Annotated in this window: 11 protein-coding genes; 10 read left to right on the top strand and 1 reads right to left on the bottom strand. The window is 68.9% G+C overall.

Annotated elements, in window-relative coordinates:
• Window positions 1–116 precede the first annotated feature (116 nt).
• The 10 genes from ACFHWY_RS13555 (at window position 117) to ACFHWY_RS13510 (ending at window position 16,459) form a co-directional block, all read left to right on the top strand.
• Window positions 117–644, top strand: a complete 528-nt coding sequence (locus tag ACFHWY_RS13555; protein WP_416580532.1) for a DUF6244 family protein — start codon at window positions 117–119, stop codon at window positions 642–644.
• 53 nt (window positions 645–697) lie between these two features.
• On the top strand, window positions 698–1,129 hold the full coding sequence (locus ACFHWY_RS13550; protein ID WP_416580531.1) for a DddA-like double-stranded DNA deaminase toxin: 432 nt from the start codon (window positions 698–700) through the stop codon (window positions 1,127–1,129).
• On the top strand, window positions 1,126–1,542 hold the full coding sequence (locus ACFHWY_RS13545; protein ID WP_416580530.1) for an Imm1 family immunity protein: 417 nt from the start codon (window positions 1,126–1,128) through the stop codon (window positions 1,540–1,542). Before ACFHWY_RS13550 ends, ACFHWY_RS13545 begins: the two co-directional genes overlap by 4 nt.
• 461 nt (window positions 1,543–2,003) lie before the next feature.
• Window positions 2,004–2,288 carry a 3'-5' exonuclease gene (locus ACFHWY_RS13540; RefSeq protein WP_416580529.1) on the top strand — a complete coding sequence of 95 codons (285 nt, stop codon included), beginning with the start codon at window positions 2,004–2,006 and terminating at the stop codon, window positions 2,286–2,288.
• 181 nt (window positions 2,289–2,469) lie between these two features.
• Window positions 2,470–5,640 (top strand): DISARM system SNF2-like helicase DrmD, encoded by a 3,171-nt coding sequence (gene drmD / locus ACFHWY_RS13535; protein WP_416580528.1) that lies wholly within the window; start codon window positions 2,470–2,472, stop codon window positions 5,638–5,640.
• On the top strand, window positions 5,640–9,716 hold the full coding sequence (locus tag ACFHWY_RS13530; protein WP_416580527.1) for an Eco57I restriction-modification methylase domain-containing protein: 4,077 nt from the start codon (window positions 5,640–5,642) through the stop codon (window positions 9,714–9,716). Before drmD ends, ACFHWY_RS13530 begins: the two co-directional genes overlap by 1 nt.
• The gene (gene drmA, locus ACFHWY_RS13525) at window positions 9,713–13,414 is read left to right on the top strand and encodes a DISARM system helicase DrmA (protein WP_416580526.1); all 3,702 of its coding nucleotides are present in this window, start codon (window positions 9,713–9,715) and stop codon (window positions 13,412–13,414) included. The genes ACFHWY_RS13530 and drmA overlap by 4 nt, the downstream gene beginning before the upstream one ends.
• Window positions 13,411–15,453, top strand: a complete 2,043-nt coding sequence (drmB, locus tag ACFHWY_RS13520) for a DrmB family protein (protein WP_416580525.1) — start codon at window positions 13,411–13,413, stop codon at window positions 15,451–15,453. The genes drmA and drmB overlap by 4 nt, the downstream gene beginning before the upstream one ends.
• Entirely contained in the window at window positions 15,443–16,156 is a 714-nt protein-coding gene (drmC, locus tag ACFHWY_RS13515) for a DISARM system phospholipase D-like protein DrmC (protein ID WP_416580524.1), read from the top strand. Before drmB ends, drmC begins: the two co-directional genes overlap by 11 nt.
• Window positions 16,157–16,288: 132 nt before the next feature.
• Entirely contained in the window at window positions 16,289–16,459 is a 171-nt protein-coding gene (locus tag ACFHWY_RS13510) for a hypothetical protein (RefSeq protein WP_416580523.1), read from the top strand.
• 178 nt (window positions 16,460–16,637) lie between these two features.
• On the opposite strand, the gene ACFHWY_RS13505 is transcribed toward ACFHWY_RS13510, so the two are convergent.
• Window positions 16,638–18,059 (bottom strand): competence protein CoiA family protein, encoded by a 1,422-nt coding sequence (locus tag ACFHWY_RS13505; RefSeq protein WP_416580522.1) that lies wholly within the window; start codon window positions 18,057–18,059, stop codon window positions 16,638–16,640.

The following is an 18,059-nucleotide window of genomic DNA, read 5'->3' as shown; positions in this document are numbered from 1 at the left end:
GGCGGAAGACCCCTGCCGGAAGCTCAACTCCCCGACGTTGTGCTCCGCCGATGGGTATCTCTAGGCTGCCACGGTTGGCTGGTAGGCGCGAGGCGTTCGGGCGGGGTGGTGAGGCGATGTCGCTGACCGACACCATTGGCGCCGACCTGCAGGCGATGACAGCGGGTGTGGAACGGTCACAGCAGGAGACCGCAGCAATCGACCGCGCCATTGAGCAGATCGCCGCTCGCGCGGTGGCCTCTGGCTTCATCGGCATCACGGCCGGTCTCGCCCGGGTACGAGAGGTGATCGGGCAGGCTCGATCCCGGTTGAACGAGGCATCGGGCGTCCTGAGTGAAGCGTCACGGTCCGTAGGCTCTGTGGCGCAACAGCCGTCGCCGCAGGAGACCATTGCGGCGCTCACCCCGGTGGTCGCGGCGTTGACCGCGGTGGAGGGCAGCGTTGCTGGGGCGGCGTCCGCGGTCGACGAGGCGCGGCGGCTCGTCGTGGCAGTGCTGCAGGGCGGTCAGCCCGGCCCGACGCTGGCGCGTCTGCAGCAGGTGATGCAGATCCTGGCGGCCGTCCGTACTCGCAGGGCTGAGGCCCGAGGCCGTGTCGACGCGGCGCTGGCGCAGGCTCGGCAGGTCGGTGAGCTGGGAAACTGACTACGGGCGGTGGCAGCGACATCAGCCAACCGCCCATCCCAAGCGACACCTCCATGAGTGCTACCGAAGACCCTGCCCCATCCGAACGGCTTCCCGAGTGGCTGACGGACGCCGCTCGCGACCTGCCTCGACGGCAAGCGAAGGACCCTACCTCCGGTGTGGCGCTGATCAATGGACAGCGGATACCCATGAAGTCTGGCCGTGACCCGACTGCCGCCGTCGACCTCAAACCGGCCTACCAGCTCATCGCCACCACGACCGACCATCTGGAGGCCAAGCTCGCCGCCCGGATGCGCCGCGAACACGTCACCCACGCGGCCGTGGTCACGAACAACCCGCCCTGCGACTACACCCCCTACGGCTGCGAGAAGATCCTCTCCCGGCTACTGCCAGCTGGCGCGCAGTTGGACGTCTACGTACGCGACGATGACGGACAGGTACACCACTGGCGTACCTACACCGGAAACGGAAAGGCGATCGCATGAAGGTAACCTGGACCTACGACCGGGGCGACCACCGCGACACCCACGAGATCGACCTAACCGACCCCGACGCATTGGAAGCACTCCTACGCGAGATCCACCAGGCCGGCGAGCCCGTCGTCGTCACGATCTTCAGTGACATCACCGACGACCCCGACGACCTGCCACCCGGCATCCAGATCGGGCTCGGCCATCCCACCCATGCCTTCGCGGTACACATCGCCGACGACGGCGGCTACCTCTACGACCCCATCGTGCAGCCCCCGGACCAGCGACTCCACTTCGACCTCGGCGGAGTACCCACCGAATACGCTGCCGAGCATCTTCGGCTGCGACCGGACACGGCCATACAGGTAGCAGGCACCTTCCTCAAGACCGGCGGCAAACCACCGCACGTACCCGCTGTCAGCGAGTAGCCGCGCGGCGGGGTGCCGGGTCTGCGGGGTCGCAGGCCCTGCTGCTCGGATAAGCCGACCGGCCGGCACAAGAACCCCAGGCACCCGCCGCGCTGGCCAGGCAGGCCCGACTCCCGGCCGGGCACTGGCTCGGTGAACGCGCGGCCACCGACATCCTCGCCCCAGCGGGTAAGGGCAAGGCATTCCGGCTGCTGAGCGAGATCATCGCCCGCCAACGCGGCAAGCAGGTGGCAGCGCCGCGACTCAGCGCGGGAATGGAAGAGATCAGGGCGAAGCACCGATGGGCGAAGTGGGCACGAGTTGCCCCCCGGAGCAGGTCGTTCAGCCCGGCACGGCGACGGACGAGAACGGCCGGCCGTCATGCCGGTCGCCGCGCGGTTCTAATGAACCTCACCTCGCAGCGCGAGGGTCCGCTTCGCTAGGGCACGTGGTGTCGCTCGGGTTGCGCGAGCCCGCCCACGGTGAAGGCCAGCCGCCCAGGCCAAGCGTTGAAAGTCGGCACATACCTACGAGCCAAAGGCCTTGAATTCAAGTACGTGTACCTGCCCTGCCATGACCAAGGGCTCAAAGCCGCGCAGCTGGGCGGCTCCGCCGATGTGGACCGGCTTGCTCTTGCCCGCCGGCAACTATTCGTCGCGATGACCCGTGCACGGGACCTGCTGTGGCTCGGCTCGATCACCGGCGGCGCTCCCGCCATCGGTGAACTTCCCGCTCAACGCGTCAAGGCATCGCAGACGACCAGTTGATCCATCCGCTCGAGCAATCGGCGGTGGACGTCCTTCTTCAACCTGCATACGCCTTGCCCAACGTCGCGCCGCTCCAAACCGCGTAGCGCCGGATAGTAGCCCTGGGCCTTCGGCGGACTTCCGCCTGGAACCGGGTCAGCCGAAGGTGGGAGATCACGCTAGCAGGTCGCTCGGTTACCGTATGTCGGTGACGACCTCGACAGTCGCAATCTCGCAGTCGGCCGGCCCGGATCGAGCCGTGCCGGAGCCCGGGCAGGTCGTGGAGGTCCGCGGCTCGACTTGGGCCGTGGCTCAGGTTCAGCAGCAGGGACTGCCCCGTAGCCCCGCCGACGAGGCCACCGCGGGCCTCAGTCATGCCGTCACCCTCCAGGCCCTCGACGAGGACCGGCTCGGCGAGGAGCTGACCGTGATCTGGGAGCTGGAGGTCGGTCACACCGTCACCCCCGCGCAGGGCCTGCCGACGCAGATCAACCCCGATGCTTTCGACGACCCGAACACGCTTGCCGGGTTCATCGACGCGATGCGCTGGGGAGCGGTGACCTCGGCCGACGACCGTAGCGTGCAGGCGCCGTTCCACAGCGGTGTCGCCGTCGAGGCGTACCAGTTGGAGCCGCTGCGCCGGGCGTTGTCGTCGCCGAGGACGAACCTTCTGCTTGCCGACGACGTCGGCCTCGGCAAGACCGTCGAAGCGGGGCTCGTGGTGCAGGAGTTGCTGCTGCGCCACCGCGCCCGAACGGCGATTGTGGTATGCCCGCCGAGCCTGGCGCTGAAGTGGCAGGACGAGATGCGGGACAAGTTCGGTCTCGAGTTCACGATCGTGAACAGCGAGATGATGCGGGAGGTCCGCCGGCGGTACGGGCTGCACGCCAACCCGTTTCAGCTGTACCCGCGGGTGATCGTGAGCATGGCCTGGCTGCCCGGGGTTCGGGCGCAGCGGATGCTGCGCGACGTGTATGTGCAGGCCGCCGATACCGGCAGCGCACGGCGGTATGCGTTCGATGTGTTGATCGTTGACGAGGCGCACCACGTGGCCCCGGCCAGCCCGTCGGCGATCGGGGGCGGTCGGGGCTACGCGGTCGACACCCAGCGGACGGTCGCGGTGCGCGAGCTGGCCGACAAGTGCGAGCACCGGCTGTTCCTGAGCGCGACCCCGCACAACGGTCATCCGGAGTCGTTCACCGCGCTGCTGGAGATGATCGACTCGCGGCGGTTCAGCCGGGGTGCGTTGCTGGATGAGCGGGCGTTGCGGGACGTGACGGTTCGCCGGCTGAAGTCGGACCTGCCGGAGAAGGGCTTCAAACCGCGGGAGCTGCGGGTCATCCCGTTCACCCCGGACGGCGACGAGCAGGACATGTTCGCCCTGCTCAACGGCATCCTCACCAAGAGTGCCGAGCTGAACAAGACCGGCGAGTCCGGTGACATCACCGCGATGCTGTTCAAGAAGCGGTTCCTGTCCAGCCCGTGGGCGTTCGGCATGACCCTGAGCTCGTACCTGGAGGCACGGTCGGGTGGGCATGGCCCGACCGACTGGGATTACGACGACATCCTCGGTGAGGGGCAGTCCGACGAAGAGGAGGGGCTCTGGGAGCAGGACGAGTCGACCGCCCTGCGGCGGAGCAAGTCCAGCGATCCGCTGGTCGCCGCCAAGCCCGGCGAGCTAGAGCGGCTGGCCGAATGGGGGCTCGGCTACGAGAGCCGACCGGACGCACGGTTGCGGGCACTCGTCGCCACCCTGGATGCGATCTGCCGCCCGTCGGGCTCGTGGTCGAACCAGCGGGTCGTGGTGTTCACCGAATATGCGCACACGCTCGAATGGGTGCACCGGGTGCTCGTCCAGCAAGGCTACGGCGACGTGCTGGAGGTCATCCAGGGTTCGACACCGACCGACGAGCGTGAGCTCATCCGCGAGCACTTCACCGACGAGCCGACGAAGAATCCGGTCCGGGTGCTGCTGGCGACCGACGCCGCCGGGGAAGGCATCGACCTGCAGGACCACTGCCACCGGCTGATCAACCTGGACATCCCGTTCAACCCGTCGCGGCTGGAGCAGCGCATCGGCCGGATCGACCGGTACGGGCAGCACGAGACGCCGCTGGTGTTCCACTTCCTGCCGGACAAGACGTCGACAACGTACGCGGCGGACATGGCGTTCATGGGGCGCATCGCGAAGAAGGTCGTCACGGTCGCCCGTGATCTGGGCTCGGTCAACCAGGTCATCGCCGAGGAGATCCAGCAGCACTTCACCCGGCCGACGACGACGCGGCGCAAGAAGGGCGGCATCGACGGCAACGCAATCATTACCAGGGCACTCGCCGGCGGCCTGGACCTCAACGCCCGGCTCACGCAGTTGGAGCAGGGCTACGCCGAGAGCCGCCGACAACTGCACCTCGACCCGGCCAACCTGCGCCGGGTAGTGGACACCGCGCTGCGGATCAGCCACCAGCCGCCGCTGATAGAGGTCGGTGACGACCGCACCGACGCGGAGGTGTTCGCCATCCCCGCGCTCGGTCCCGCCTGGCAGCCCACGCTGCGCGGCCTGGACACCCGCTCCGAGCCGGGTGTGCTGCGGCCGATCACGTTCGACGACCAGGCGGCGGCCGGCCGCAAGGACCTCGTGTACGTGCACCTCGGGCACCCGATCGTGAAGAAGGCGCAGCGGCTGCTGCGCCGGTCGCTGTGGAGCGCCGAGGCGCCGCTGCACCGGGTCACGGCCGTGGTCGTGGACGGGCTGGAAGAGTCCTTTGTCGCCGCGGTCACCCGCATGGTCCTGGTCGGCCGGGGCGGCCTGCGGCTGCACGAGGAAATCTTCCTCGCCGGTGTGCGGCTGCGTGGCCGGCGCGCGATCGCCGAGGAGCGGGCCGAGGAGCTACTCGACCAGGCCCTCGACGGCGAGCGACTGGTCCTCGGCGACGCCGCGATCCGCGGAATCATGTCCTCGGAGTGGAACGCCAACGACTCGGCTCTGCGGGCCCGGCTGCTGGAGTCGATGACCCGCCGGGCCGAGAGCCGACACCAGCGGGTCAGCGACCAGCTCGTGAGGCGACAGGAGGCCGACGCGAACCGGGCGCGGGAGATCTTCGCCGCGTTCCGCCGGAACCTGCACGAGTCACTGGACGTGCTCACCAAGGCCGAGCAGGAGGCCGAAATGATGCTGCTGCCCGACGAGCAGCAGCGGCAACGCCGACGCGACATCGAGGCCATGCGTCGCCGGCTCGACGAGCTCGGCGACGAGGAGGCTCGCGAGGTCGCCGCCATCACCGACCGGTACCACGAGGTCAAGCCGCACACCACCGCCGCCGCGATCGTCTTCGCGCTGACCCCGGCCGACGCCCGGCAGCGAGGAGCCGCCTGATGCCGCCGACCCGCCGCTACCGGCCCAAGACCGCGTCCGAGCTGCACCGTGCCTGGCTGGAACTCGTCGACACAGACGGGCCCTTCCTAGCGATCCCGCCGCTGAAACGGGTCTGGCCGCAGGGCATGCCCGCCCTCGACCCGGATCGGCTCGACGCGCTGCGTCAGGCCCGACCCGCGTTCGACCACGCCTGGGAAGCCCTGGACATCGACCCGGACGACGACACCGTCCAGACCAAGTACCGCACCGTGCGCGACGCGTGGGTGCAGACCGTGCTCCGCGACGTAGTCGGCTGGCGCGAGTCGCTGGCCTGGGGAGCCGACAACGTGCCCGGCGTCACGGCGACAGCACCCGACCGGCGAGTCACTGTCGCCCCGGACGCCGTGCTGCGCGGACCGGACGGCATCGGGGCATTGGTCAGTGTGGTCGACCGGCAGGAGAGCCTGCACGACACCGGCACCGACGGCTGGGCCGCGTCACCGATCGACCGGATGGAGGCCATGCTGCGCGGCTGCGACGTGCCGATCGGCATTGTCACCGATGGCCGCTGGTGGGCACTGGTTTGTGCCCGCAAGGGGGCGATGGTCGCCTCCGGGGTCGTCGACGCGCAGACGTGGACGGAGGAGCCGCTCACCCGCAACGCCTTCCTGACGCTGCTGGCCCGGCAGTACCTCATCGGCGGCGACCCGAACGAACGGCTGCCGAAGCTGTTCGAGGAGTCCGTCGCCGCCGCCGAGGAGATCACCGAGGCGCTCGGCGCGCAGGTCCGCCGCGCCGTCGAACTGCTGATCCAGGCGTTCTCGGAAACCTCCGTCGAGGCCCGCTGGCGAGGGCTGCCCGACCCGTTGCCGGACGACGCGCACCACATCTACACCGCAGCCGTCACCGCCATGATGCGGGTGGTATTCCTGCTCTTCGCCGAGGAGCGCGGCCTGCTGCCGACCGGCCGGCTCTTCCAGCAGGGCTACGGCGTCAGCGGCGAACTCGACGCGCTCGAATACCGCGAACGGGTCGACGGCGAGGAATCCCTCGACAGCACCTACCTCACCTGGCACCGCCTCCTCGCCACCAGCCAGGCCCTCTACCGGGGCGCATCGTTCGAGGACATGCGCATCCCGGCGTACGGCGGGTCGCTGTTCGACCCGGCCCGGTTCCCGTTCCTCACCGCCACCAACGACAACGGCACCCTGGCCCTGCCGATCTCCGACCGGGTGATGCTGCACGTGCTGCGCTCGGTCCAAGTCGCCCAGCTCAAGGGCGGCGACGCCCGGCGGATCTCCTTCCGCGACATCGACGTCGAACAGATCGGCTACATCTACGAGGGCCTGCTCGGCTACACCTGCACCCGGGCCACCGGCATCCAGGTCGGGCTGCTCGGCGCCCTCGGCGCCGAGCCCGAGATCCCCCTCGCCACGCTGGAACAGTTGGCCGACATACATCCGAAACCCGCCGCGCTGGCCGCTGCGATCGTCGGCTGGGTCAAGGAGCACCAGCCGGCCGCCACACCGCCGAGCGCCAACGCCCTAGCGAAGCTGCTCGCCGCCGAACCGGGCGAGGACGCCGACCGGCAACTGCGGGCCGTCACCGGCGACGACGACCACATGCGGGAAAGGCTGCGGCGCTGGGCCACCATCATCCGGCGTGACCTGCGCGGCCGGCCGACCGTGGTACTCGACGGGGGCCTGCTGGTTACTGAAACACCGTCGCGGCGGAATGCCGGCGCCCACTACACGCCGAAGGACCTCGCCGAGCAGGTCGTCAAACACGCCCTCGAACCGCTCTGCTACTTCCCCGGGCCGCACCAGACCGCCGACCGCGATACCTGGAAGCTCCGCCACTACACCGAGATCCTCGGCCTGAAGGTCGCCGACATCGCCGCCGGATCGGGCGCGTTCCTCGTCGCGGCGGCCCGCTACCTCGCCGACCGGCTCGTCGAGGCGTGGATCGACGACGACCCCGCCAACGCCCACGACCGCGACCTGCACCAGCACGCCATCCGCGAGGTCGTCGCCCGCTGCCTCTACGGCGCCGACATCAACGCGATGGCCGTCGAGATGTGCAAACTCTCGCTGTGGCTGGTCTCGCTGGACCGCAAGCTGCCGTTCTCGTTCGTCGACGACAAGATCTTCCACGGCAACTCCCTGCTCGGCCTCACCGACCCGCGACAGCTACGCCACCTGCACATCGCCGCCCCCGACACCCAGCAACCCCGGCTGTCCACCCTCGACATGGACGGCGTCATCGCCCGCGCCGTCCAGATCCGCCGCGACCTGGCCAGCGAGGTCCGCGAACACGACCCACAGCGCAGCACGGCCGCGAAGGAGCGCCAGCTCGCCCGGCTGCACAACCTCACCCGGCAGCTCACCGCCGCCGCGGATGGGGTGATCGCGGCCGGGCTGCGGCTGGGCGGCAAACCCGGCAAGGCACTCAACGAGGCGTACGAGAACCTCGCCGAAGCCGTGGCCGCCGCGTTCCCAGCCGACGGGCAACCGGCCGACACGACATTCCTCGACTCGATCATCGCCGACGGGCTGACCCCGACCGTGCCGACCGACTACCAGCGGTGGCAGCCGCTGCACTGGGTCCTCGAAGTCCCCGACGTGCTGATCGACCAGGGCGGCTTCGACGCCATCGTCGGCAACCCACCGTTCCTCGGCGGCAAGAAGCTCACCGGCACCATGGGCACGGATGTCCGAGACTGGCTCGTGTACCAACTCGCGGACGACACACGGGGCAACGCGGACCTGGTGGCCTACTTCCTACTGCGCGCATTCATGCTGCTGCGGGACACCGGCACGCTCGGCCTGATCGCCACCAACACGGTGGCGCAGGGCGACACCCGCGAGGTCGGACTCGACCAGGCCGTCAGGTGGGGCCTCACGCTAACCCGGGCAGTGCAAAGCGCGTCATGGCCGGCAGCCAGCGCCAACCTCGAATACGCCGCGGTGTGGGGCAGTCGCGGACGGGTCGCCGACGCGGCCGAACGGGTTGCCGACGGCGTCGTGGTGCCGCGCATCTCCACCCTACTCGAACCCGCCGGGAAGGTCGACGGCACGCCCGCCCGCCTGCGCGAGAACAAGGACATCGCCTACATCGGCTGCATCGTGTTGGGCATGGGCTTTGCTTTATTGCCCGAGGAGGCGCAGGCATGGATCGTCGAAGACAGCCGCAACTGTGAGGTGCTCTTTCCCTACCTCATTGGTCAGGACCTTAATTCCAGTCCTAGCTGCTCGCCATCGCGCTGGGTTATCGACTTCAACGAACGCTCGCTCGAAGAGGCGTCGACCTATCCGACTCCGTTCGGGAGGGTTGAACAACTCGTTCGTCCAGAGAGAGCGCTCAACAAGAAGAAGTCTTACAGAAACCGCTGGTGGCGGTTCGGCGAGAACTGTCCCGGCATGCGGAATGCAATTGTGGGGCTGGATGAGGTCCTGGCTATCACGCGGGTCAGCAAGTCTGTCATGCCGATGCGCGTCCCTACCAGCCAAGTTCTCGGCGACAGTGTCGTTGTATTCGCCACCGACGCGTTCGCCGATCAGGCAATTCTGTCGTCCAGTTCGCACCAGCTCTGGGCAATTAAGTACGGCTCCGGGATGCGCAACGACCCCCGTTACACGCCGTCCGACGTGTTCGAGACGTTTCCACGCCCTGCCACGACGCCCCTGTTGGCGGAGGTCGGCGCGACGCTCGACCGGGAACGGCGGGAGATCATGCTGCGTCGGCAGCTCGGTTTGACGAAGCTGTACAACCTGGTCAACAACCCGCAGCTCGAGAACGGCGACGATCCGGACGTAGCGCGCATGCGGTGGATCCACGTCGAGCTCGACGAGGCCGTGTTGGACGCCTACGGGTGGTCGGACGTGCCGTTGGATCACGGTTTTCACACGTACCGGCAGATGACCCGGTGGACGGTGAGCCCGACGGCGCGGGTGGAGATCCTCGACCGGCTCCTCGCCGAAAACCTGCGCCGCGCCGCCGAGCAGGCGAAGACCCAGCCGAAGGCACCCGTGAAGGCGGCCAAGGGCCGGGCGAAGAAGACAACTGCTGTGGATGACGCTCAGGGGACGTTGCTGTGACCGATGCCGTGGCAAGCCCCGCGCCGGGGTTCGAGCTGAAGCATGACCTGGACGGCACGTCGTTCACCGTGCGGGAGAACCTCGTCGACATCCTGGAACGGGAGCTGCTTGGCCCGGCCGGCGGCCCGGAGGAGCTGCTGTCGGCGAGCCCACGCCAGGTCTACCTGGTGGGGCACATCGCGCCGGTGAAGTTGTCCGAGCCGCGGATCGACCTGGCTGAGGTTGAGGACGGCGACGGGCTCGCCGAAGTCCGGGGTGACGTCGAGGGTCCGCACCTCCAGCAGGGTGTGCCGGTGCTCGCCGCGGATGACACGGCCGCCGACAGCGACGAGGACGACGCGGACGACAAGGTGCCGAAGCAGGGGCTGATGATCCCGGCGTCGATGGGGCTGCGGTTCCAGATTCCGATGGACGTGGAGTCGTTCACGGTGACCGCGACGTGGGGCACCTACGAGAGCGTCGACAGCGGCGAGGTCGACAAGAAGGGCCGCAAGATCCGCCGGTACCGGCGCACCCCGGTCGGGATCGTGGAGCCGGTCGCGGTCGCCGACCTGACGCCCGGCCGCACCGTGACGCGGACGCTGAGCGGTGACGTGTGTCTGCGCATCGACATCTACCCCGATACCCGGTTCGGGCGCCGTCTGATCGAGCTCGCGCTGTGCAACGACCGGGAGACGCCGCCGACGATCCCGGTGAACGAGTGGCTGTTCCAGACGAAGCTGCACGTCAGGGCCGATGGTTACGCGGCGGTGTTCCTGCCGGTGCGCGACGTGTTGGAGCAGGACTGGCCGGAGCACGACGAGGAGGTGCGCCGGCTCGATCTGCAGTACCGCAACCGGCTGGAGTTCGCGGTCGGCCGGACCTGTTCGGTGGATTGGAAGGTCGAGCCGGGCGCCCGGCGGGCGACGGCGGTGTGGACGACGTGGCTGCCGGTGGCCGAGACCCCGCAGACGCAGGCCCGAGCCGTCGAGGGCGCGCTGCTCGGGATGGACGCGCTCAGTGCCGCCTCGCCGGAGCAGGTCCGCGCCGGCCTCGCGCCGCTGGTGGACGGCTACCGGGTCTGGCTCGACGGTGAACGGGCGAAGGCGGAGCAGCTTCCGTCGCACCTGCGCGAGTTGGGCATCGAGGTGGTCGACGAGGCGACAGCGGCGCAACGGCGACTCGCCGCCGGGCTCGACCACGTCGTGGGAGACCCGGTGGCGTTCGACTGCTTCACGTTCATGAACCGGGTGATGCGCGATCAGCGGGTCCACTCGCAGATCTCGGCGCGGCGCAGCTCCGACCCGACCCTGTCGTACGACGACGCGAGGGCGCAGGTCGAGGCCGCCGAGCGGGAGCGGCCGTCGGCGTGGCGGCCGTTCCAGCTCGCGTTCATCCTGATGCAACTGCCGGCGCTGACCGACCCGGCCGCACCGGTCCGTAGCGGTGACCGGTCCCGGGTCGAGTTGCTGTTCTTCCCAACCGGTGGCGGCAAGACCGAGGCGTATCTCGGCCTGGCCGCGTACACGTTCGCGATCCGTCGGCGGCAGGGCAAGGTCGACTCGGCGGACGGTCCGCTCGACGGCAGCGATGGTGTGGCCGTGCTCATGCGGTACACGTTGCGGCTGTTGACGGCCCAGCAGTTCCAGCGAGCCACGGCGCTGGTGTGCGCGGCCGAGCTGGCCCGCCGTGAGGACGAGGAGAAATGGGGCAGTACGCCGTTCCGGATCGGCTTGTGGGTCGGCACCGACGTCAGCCCGAAGCGGTGGGACGAGGCCAACGAGCAGCTCACGAAGGCTGGTTCGTTCGGCGGTCACCGGCTGACGGTGCTGCAGGTACAGCGCTGCCCGTGGTGCGGCAGCCCGATCGGGGCGGCAAACGTCAAGGCCGAGAAGGCGTCCCGCCGGGTGTTCGTGCACTGCGGAGACGACCTCGCGCGGTGCCCGTTCGCCAAGGGCGGCGCGGTCACCGAAGGGCTGCCGGTGCTGACGGTCGACGAGGAGATCTACCGGATGCCGCCGGCGTTCGTGATCGCCACCGTCGACAAGTTCGCCCGCCTGGCCCGAGAGGGCGAGGCCGCCAGCCTGTTCGGCTACGTCGGTAAACGGTGTGGCCGGCACGGGTACGTGCACCCCGACTACGCCGGTTGTGACATCCGGACCGGCCACAACGCCGAACCGGGCTTGCCCGCCGCGACGGTGCGGCCCGTGGGTCGGCTCCGGCCGCCGGATCTGATCATCCAGGACGAGCTGCACCTCATCACCGGCGCGCTCGGCACCTCGGTCGGCCTGTTCGAGGTCGCCGTGGAGACGCTCGCGTCATGGCCGCGACCGGACGGCACACCGGTGCAGCCGATGATCGTGGCGTCCACGGCGACGGTCCGCAAGGCCGACGACCAGGTCCGCGGACTGTACGGGCGGCGGGTCGAGATCTTCCCGCCGCAGGTGCTCGACGTCGCCGACACCTACTTCTCCCAGGAGATCCCGGTCGATGCCGACAATCCGGGCCGCCGCTACGTTGGGGTCAGCGCCCAGGGAGTGCGGCTGTCCAGCGCGGAGATCCGGGTCGCCGAGGTGCTGCTGCTGGCCGGGCAGTTGCTGTTCGACCGGGCCGGGTCGGCCGCCGATCCGTACATGACGCTGGTCGGCTACTTCAACGCGACCCGGGAGCTGGCCGGCATGGCCCGCTATGTCGCCGACGACGTGCAGAACCGCATCCGTCAACCGCGGCCCGGGTCGGGTTTCCCGCGCCGGCAGGGCTCCTACGGCCGGCTGGTGACCGGCGAGCTGACGTCTCGGATCGCGTCCGTCGACATCGGCCGGACGTTGGACAACCTGGCCCTGGAGTTCGATCCCGGCTGGTCGACGACGGCGGCGATGCGTCAGCGCCTCGAACACGCCGACACCGGTGAGCGCACTGCCCGGCCGAAGGCGGACCCGTTCGACGTCGTGCTCGCGACCTCGATGCTGCAGGTCGGTGTCGACGTGCAGCGGCTCGGCCTGATGCTGGTCGTCGGCCAGCCGAAGAACACGGCCGAATACATCCAGGCGTCGTCTCGGGTCGGTCGTGACCCGGGCAACCGGCCCGGCTTGGTCGTCGCGCTCGGCAACTGGGCCCGGCCGCGGGACCTGGCGCACTTCGAGCAGTTCCGGCAGTACCACGAGACGTTCTACGCGCAGGTCGAGGCGCTGTCGGTGACCCCGTTCTCGCCGACGTCGCTGGAGCGCGGCATCGACGGAGTGCTCGTCAGCGCCGCGCGGGTGCTGCAGGCGGCCCGCGACGACGGCCTGTCACCGGAGCGCAATGCCTGGCGCATCCGCGACGAGGAGAAGGCCGTTCACGCGCTCATCGATCGCCTGCACGCCCGTATCCTGGCCGCCGCGCAGCAGGAGAAGGTGGCCGACCAGGCCCGATCTCGGCTAGTCAACCGCCTCGACCAGTGGAACAGTCGAGGCCGGTACGCGGAGAAGGCCAGCCAGACGCTCGTGTATGAACGCACCGGCGACAGCAAGGCGTTCCTGCCCTTGGTCAGTAGTCCGGAGCACGCGAAGGCCCACCATGACCTCAAGGAGCGGGCGCCGTTCGTCATCGCCAACTCGATGCGGGAGGTGCAGCCGGAGATCAACCTGCTGGTGAGTCCGCTGCCGGAACGGCTGTTCGTGGTCGAGCCGGACAATGCGCCGCAGTGGGAAATGCCGGCGGAAGGGGATCAGTCGTGACCGTCGACCCGGACGTCCAGCCGATGATCTTCGAGTCGGCGGCGCCGATGGACCCGCTCACCGAGAGCGAGGAGTCGCAGGCCAAGAACCGGGCCAAGGTCGGCTCGGCGCGCCCGTCGTCGCTGCTGTACACCTACGGCGTCGGCGCCGTCATGGACCTGCCGCAGTTCTCGATCATGCCCGCCGGGCTGGACGACTGGGAACCGATCTGGAAGCGCCGCCCGACCGTCCCGACGATCGAGGAACCGCGACTGCTGAAGGTGGTGCAGCTGCACCTCGGGCCGAAGGTTCAGCAGTTGCGGCCGTTCCCGTGGCAGCCGAAGGCACGCGCCCAGTCCAAGGAGGGCTCGGACCTGGGGATCCCGGCCCGGGTGTTCCCCCAGTGGCTGCGCTGCACCGGCTGCGACTACCTCGGCCCGTTGTCGCGGTTCACCTACACCAACACCCACCCGTTCCGGCCCGACCTGGCGACGTTCGAGCATATGAGCTGCCCGGGCCGGGGACTGCGGGCCGGGACGAAGGGCAAGACGCGCCGCAGCCCGGCCGTCCCCGCCCGCTATCTGCTGGCCTGTCCGAACGGGCACCTCGACGAGTTCCCATACGCGCTGTGGGTCCATCGTGGCGGCTCCTGCCCGGACGCCCCGCAACCGGACCTGAAACTGCGCGACAGTAACGTCGGGCAGGGTGCGGGCGCGGTCATCACCTGCGAACGCTGCAAGCAGCGCCGCAGCATGAGCGAGGCGCAGGGTGAAAGCGGCCGGCGGAAGTTGCCAGTGTGTCGTGGCCGTCACCCGCACCTCAACGCCTTCGACAAGCAGTGCGGCGTGGACACCCACCTGATGATGATGGGCGCGTCGAACCTGTGGTTCGCCTCGACCCAGTCGATCATCGTCATGCCCCGCACCGAGAAGGAGGACCAGGCGGCGCTGGCGTCAAAACTGCGGTTCCACCTCGCGCCAGAAAAAATCGAGAAGTACCGGAGCAAGCCGGACATGCTCCGGGATCTTCTCGAAGACAAGTGCGACCTCGCCGACGTCACCGACGACGAGCTGACCGCCGCCGCCGACGAAGCCCTGGCTCCAGCGCCGTCGGAGGAGGAGCGCAAGGAGCAGCTTGACCGGTGGGACCCGGTCGAGCTCTTGGTCCCGGAATGGAACTACCTGCAGAAGCCGACCCTGTTCGCCCAGCAGGAGAACGCCTCCGGGCTCATGGTGACCGAGATGCCGAAGAGCCCCCACCTGCCGGCGCTCGTGCACAGAGTCATCGCGGTCAACCGGATGAAGAAGGTCAACGCCGTCATCGGCTTCACCCGCATCGACGAACTCGACCGGGTCAGCGACGTCAGCACCCGCCTAGTCAAGCTCACCAGGGACCGCCAACCAACGTGGGTCCCGGCGACCGAGGACCGCGGCGAAGGCGTCTTCATACAACTGGACGAAGCCGCCGTCGCGGACTGGGAGCAGAAAATCCTCGCCTCGCCGTTATGGGAAGCCCACCGGTCGGCGCACTGGCGCAACTTCGAACGCCGCTTCTCCAGCACCGCCGCGAACGTCAACCCGAACACCCGCTTCCCGACCCCGCGATACTGGCTGGTGCACACCTTCGCCCATGTGCTCATCCGGGAAATGGCAATGTCCTGCGGCTACGGCGCGGCAAGCCTCAACGAGCGGCTCTACGCGTGGCCGCAGACATCGGACCGGCCAGCCGCCGCCGGGCTACTCATCTGCACCACCGCATCCGACAGCGAAGGCACCCTCGGCGGCCTGGTCGCGCTCAGCGACCCGGACCGCCTGCACGGACTCGTCACCGGCGCGCTCCGGCGCGCTACACGCTGCTCGTCGGATCCCGTCTGCGCACAGCGGGTGCCACGTGAGCCCGAGGACTTCCTGCACGGCGCCGCCTGCCACTGCTGCGCCTTCGCGTCGGAAACCTCCTGCGAACGAGCCAACCGCTTCCTCGACCGCCGGTTCCTGCTCACCCTGCCGAGCGCGGACGGCGACCAAGTGCCCGGCTTCTTCGGCACCGTCGATGCCCGCTGACCCCTACGCCACGCTGGGCGCCTACCTGACCGCCTTCGAGGCCGACCGTCTGGCCACCGCACTCGGGGCAGGCGACACCACCGCGCAGGCGCTCAAAGAAGTGCACACCAGCCGCCGCGGTGAGGCCCGCCGGCTCATCGCCGACGCCGACCTCGGCGACCATCAACGCGACCTGTCGGTCGCGGTCCTCCGGGCGATCTCCGGCGCCCGAGCTGTGCACACGGGCATCACGCCGGTCTGGACGATGCCCGGATCTCAAGCGACGGTCGGGCGGCTCACCAGCGAGGTGCGACGGCTGATCGACGACGCCCGAATGTCGATCGTCTGCTCCAGCTTCAACTTCACCCCCAACTCGCGGATGTGGGAAACGCTCCGTACGGCATCCTTCCGCCCAGGCGTGAGCGTCACCGTCTATCTCGACGCCCACGCAGGCTCCGCCACGACGGTCGCCGCACACCTGCCGAAGGCGACCATCTACCGCACCCTCACTCTGCCCGGTGCGACCAAGCCCCTCGTCAGCCACGCCAAGTTCATCGTCATCGACCGCACGCTGACCCTACTGACCAGCGCGAACTTCTCCTACAACGCGGAGCACAGCAACGTCGAACTGGGACTGCTCGTCCACGACACCGAACTCGCCTCCTCCATCGAGACCCAAATGAGGAACCAGCACGGAATCCTCTATGAGAGGGCGGTCTCGTAGACCAATCCGCGCATCCATTGGCTCAGCCCGGTCCGATGAACCACCTGAGTCTTGCGCCTGCGGCTGTCGCTGTTCGGTGATCATGCTGGCGTGCGGCTTCCACTCAGTGACACCGTCCGCTACACATAGCGTGTGGAGCACATGTACTGGAACCTCGGCGCTTGCGCGGGCGGAGGCATGTTCGAGGTGGAGATGCGCGGCTCGACCGTCCGGGTCTGCCTTATGCTGGGCGCCGACTCCTACCAGGCGTATCTCGACGGTGATGAGTACGAGTACGTCGGCTCAGCCAGACTGGCGGAGTGATCCAGATTTCGGGTCCGTTGTCGTCGGAGTCGCCGTTGCGGGTGAGCTGGGCGTAGTAGCCGCGGGTGCCGTCGTCCCAGCCCCAGGTGCTGCGATGGTCCCAGCCATCGATGAGCACGGCGTAGACCGACATGCGGTATTCCCTTCTGGCGGTGGCCAATGCGCGCCGCTGGTGGGGTCACATGAGCGACATCTGTTCGTGGTCGGGGAGGCCGAAGTGGACGACGCGGGCGGGATCGATGATGCCAGTGCTGACGAACTCGTGGGCTTCGCGGGCGTTGCGAACGTAGACGGGCACCACGGGTGGGAGCCGGTGCAGCGAAGGGGGGCTGGGCCGGAGGATGCCGTGGAGTCGGCGGCGGATGTAGATGGCGATGCCGTAGGCGCTGTCGACGGTGACGCCCAAGGGGTCGAACTCGACGCGGGTTGCTTCTCTTCTCCACAGCGGCTCGGCCACGGCGTCACGTAGCTGGTCGACCTGCGAAGGTGACAGCTGCGCCCACCACCGGCCCGCGGCCATCTCTTCCTCCCGCTCCTGCCGCAGCCGTTGTTCCTCGGCGGCGCGGGCCTGCTCCTGGCGCTGCCGTTCCTCGGCTTCACGCCGTTGTCGGGCCTGCTCGGCTTCGATCTCCCACTGCCGGCGCTGTTCTGCCCAGCGGGCAGCCTCTTCTGCCGCTCGAATCTTTCGCTGCCGTTCCTTCTCCTGCCGTTGGGCCTCGCGTTGGCGTTCTTCTTTTTGACGGCGAGATTCAGCATCGGCCTGGCGTCGCTGCTCGGCTTGGCGTTCTTGCTCTTCCCGTTGGCGTTTGCGCTCGTCCTGGCGTTGCCGCATCGCCTCGTGCCGGGACTCGGCGTCGACGTGGCGGCTGGTGGTCCAGATCAGGTTCCGGCGGCGGTAGCTCTCGCTGGTGGGGTACCAGATTCGCCGGTACCGGGGGCGGATCCGGTGGACGATCGTCTGCTCGTGTAGGACCCAGCGGATAAAGGCGGTCAGCTCCGGGTCGTCGACGGCGATCCAGGTGCCGTGCTCGAGGTGGAACGCGGCGGGCCCGTCGACGACGGTCCACGGCTGGCCGTCGCGCGGCTCCTGGACGCGGATTGACGGCACATTGCCGATCCAGGGCGCTTTCCCGCCGGGGCTTACCCAGCACACGCCGATGCCTTCGGCCCAGTACCGCTCGGTGCGCTCCTGGATGTCCTCGTCGGTGATGGGCGACAGTTGGGCCTCCCAGGCGACACGCTGGGCGCCGTCGTGGGAGGAGGCGAGCACGTCGGCGCGCCAGGTGCCGTCGGGCGCGCGGACCTCCAGCTCGGCGTGCCAGTCGGCGGCGCGGATCGCGGTCGCGAGTTCCAACTTGATTAGATGGTGCTCCAGGGACTCGTTGAGCCAGGCGCAGTCGGCGGGCCGGCCGGGGTCGTGGGCGAAGTAGCGCAGCTTGCGGGCGGACACCTTGGCGTGCACGCCGTGGCCGCACTCGGGGCAGCCCAGCGCGACCCGGGGCCGGGTCTTGTGAACTTGGTCCCAGGTCAGTCCGCGGCCGAGGTCGGGCAGGGTGGCGTCGATGCGGCCGGCCTCGGGGTGGATCGCCGCGAACGCCAT

It is taken from the genome of Micromonospora sp. LOL_024 (genome assembly GCF_048060415.1).
Lineage (GTDB): Bacteria > Actinomycetota > Actinomycetes > Mycobacteriales > Micromonosporaceae > Micromonospora.
The sequence above is the reverse complement of the archived record's forward strand: the minus strand, read 5'-3'. Positions and strand labels throughout refer to the sequence as shown.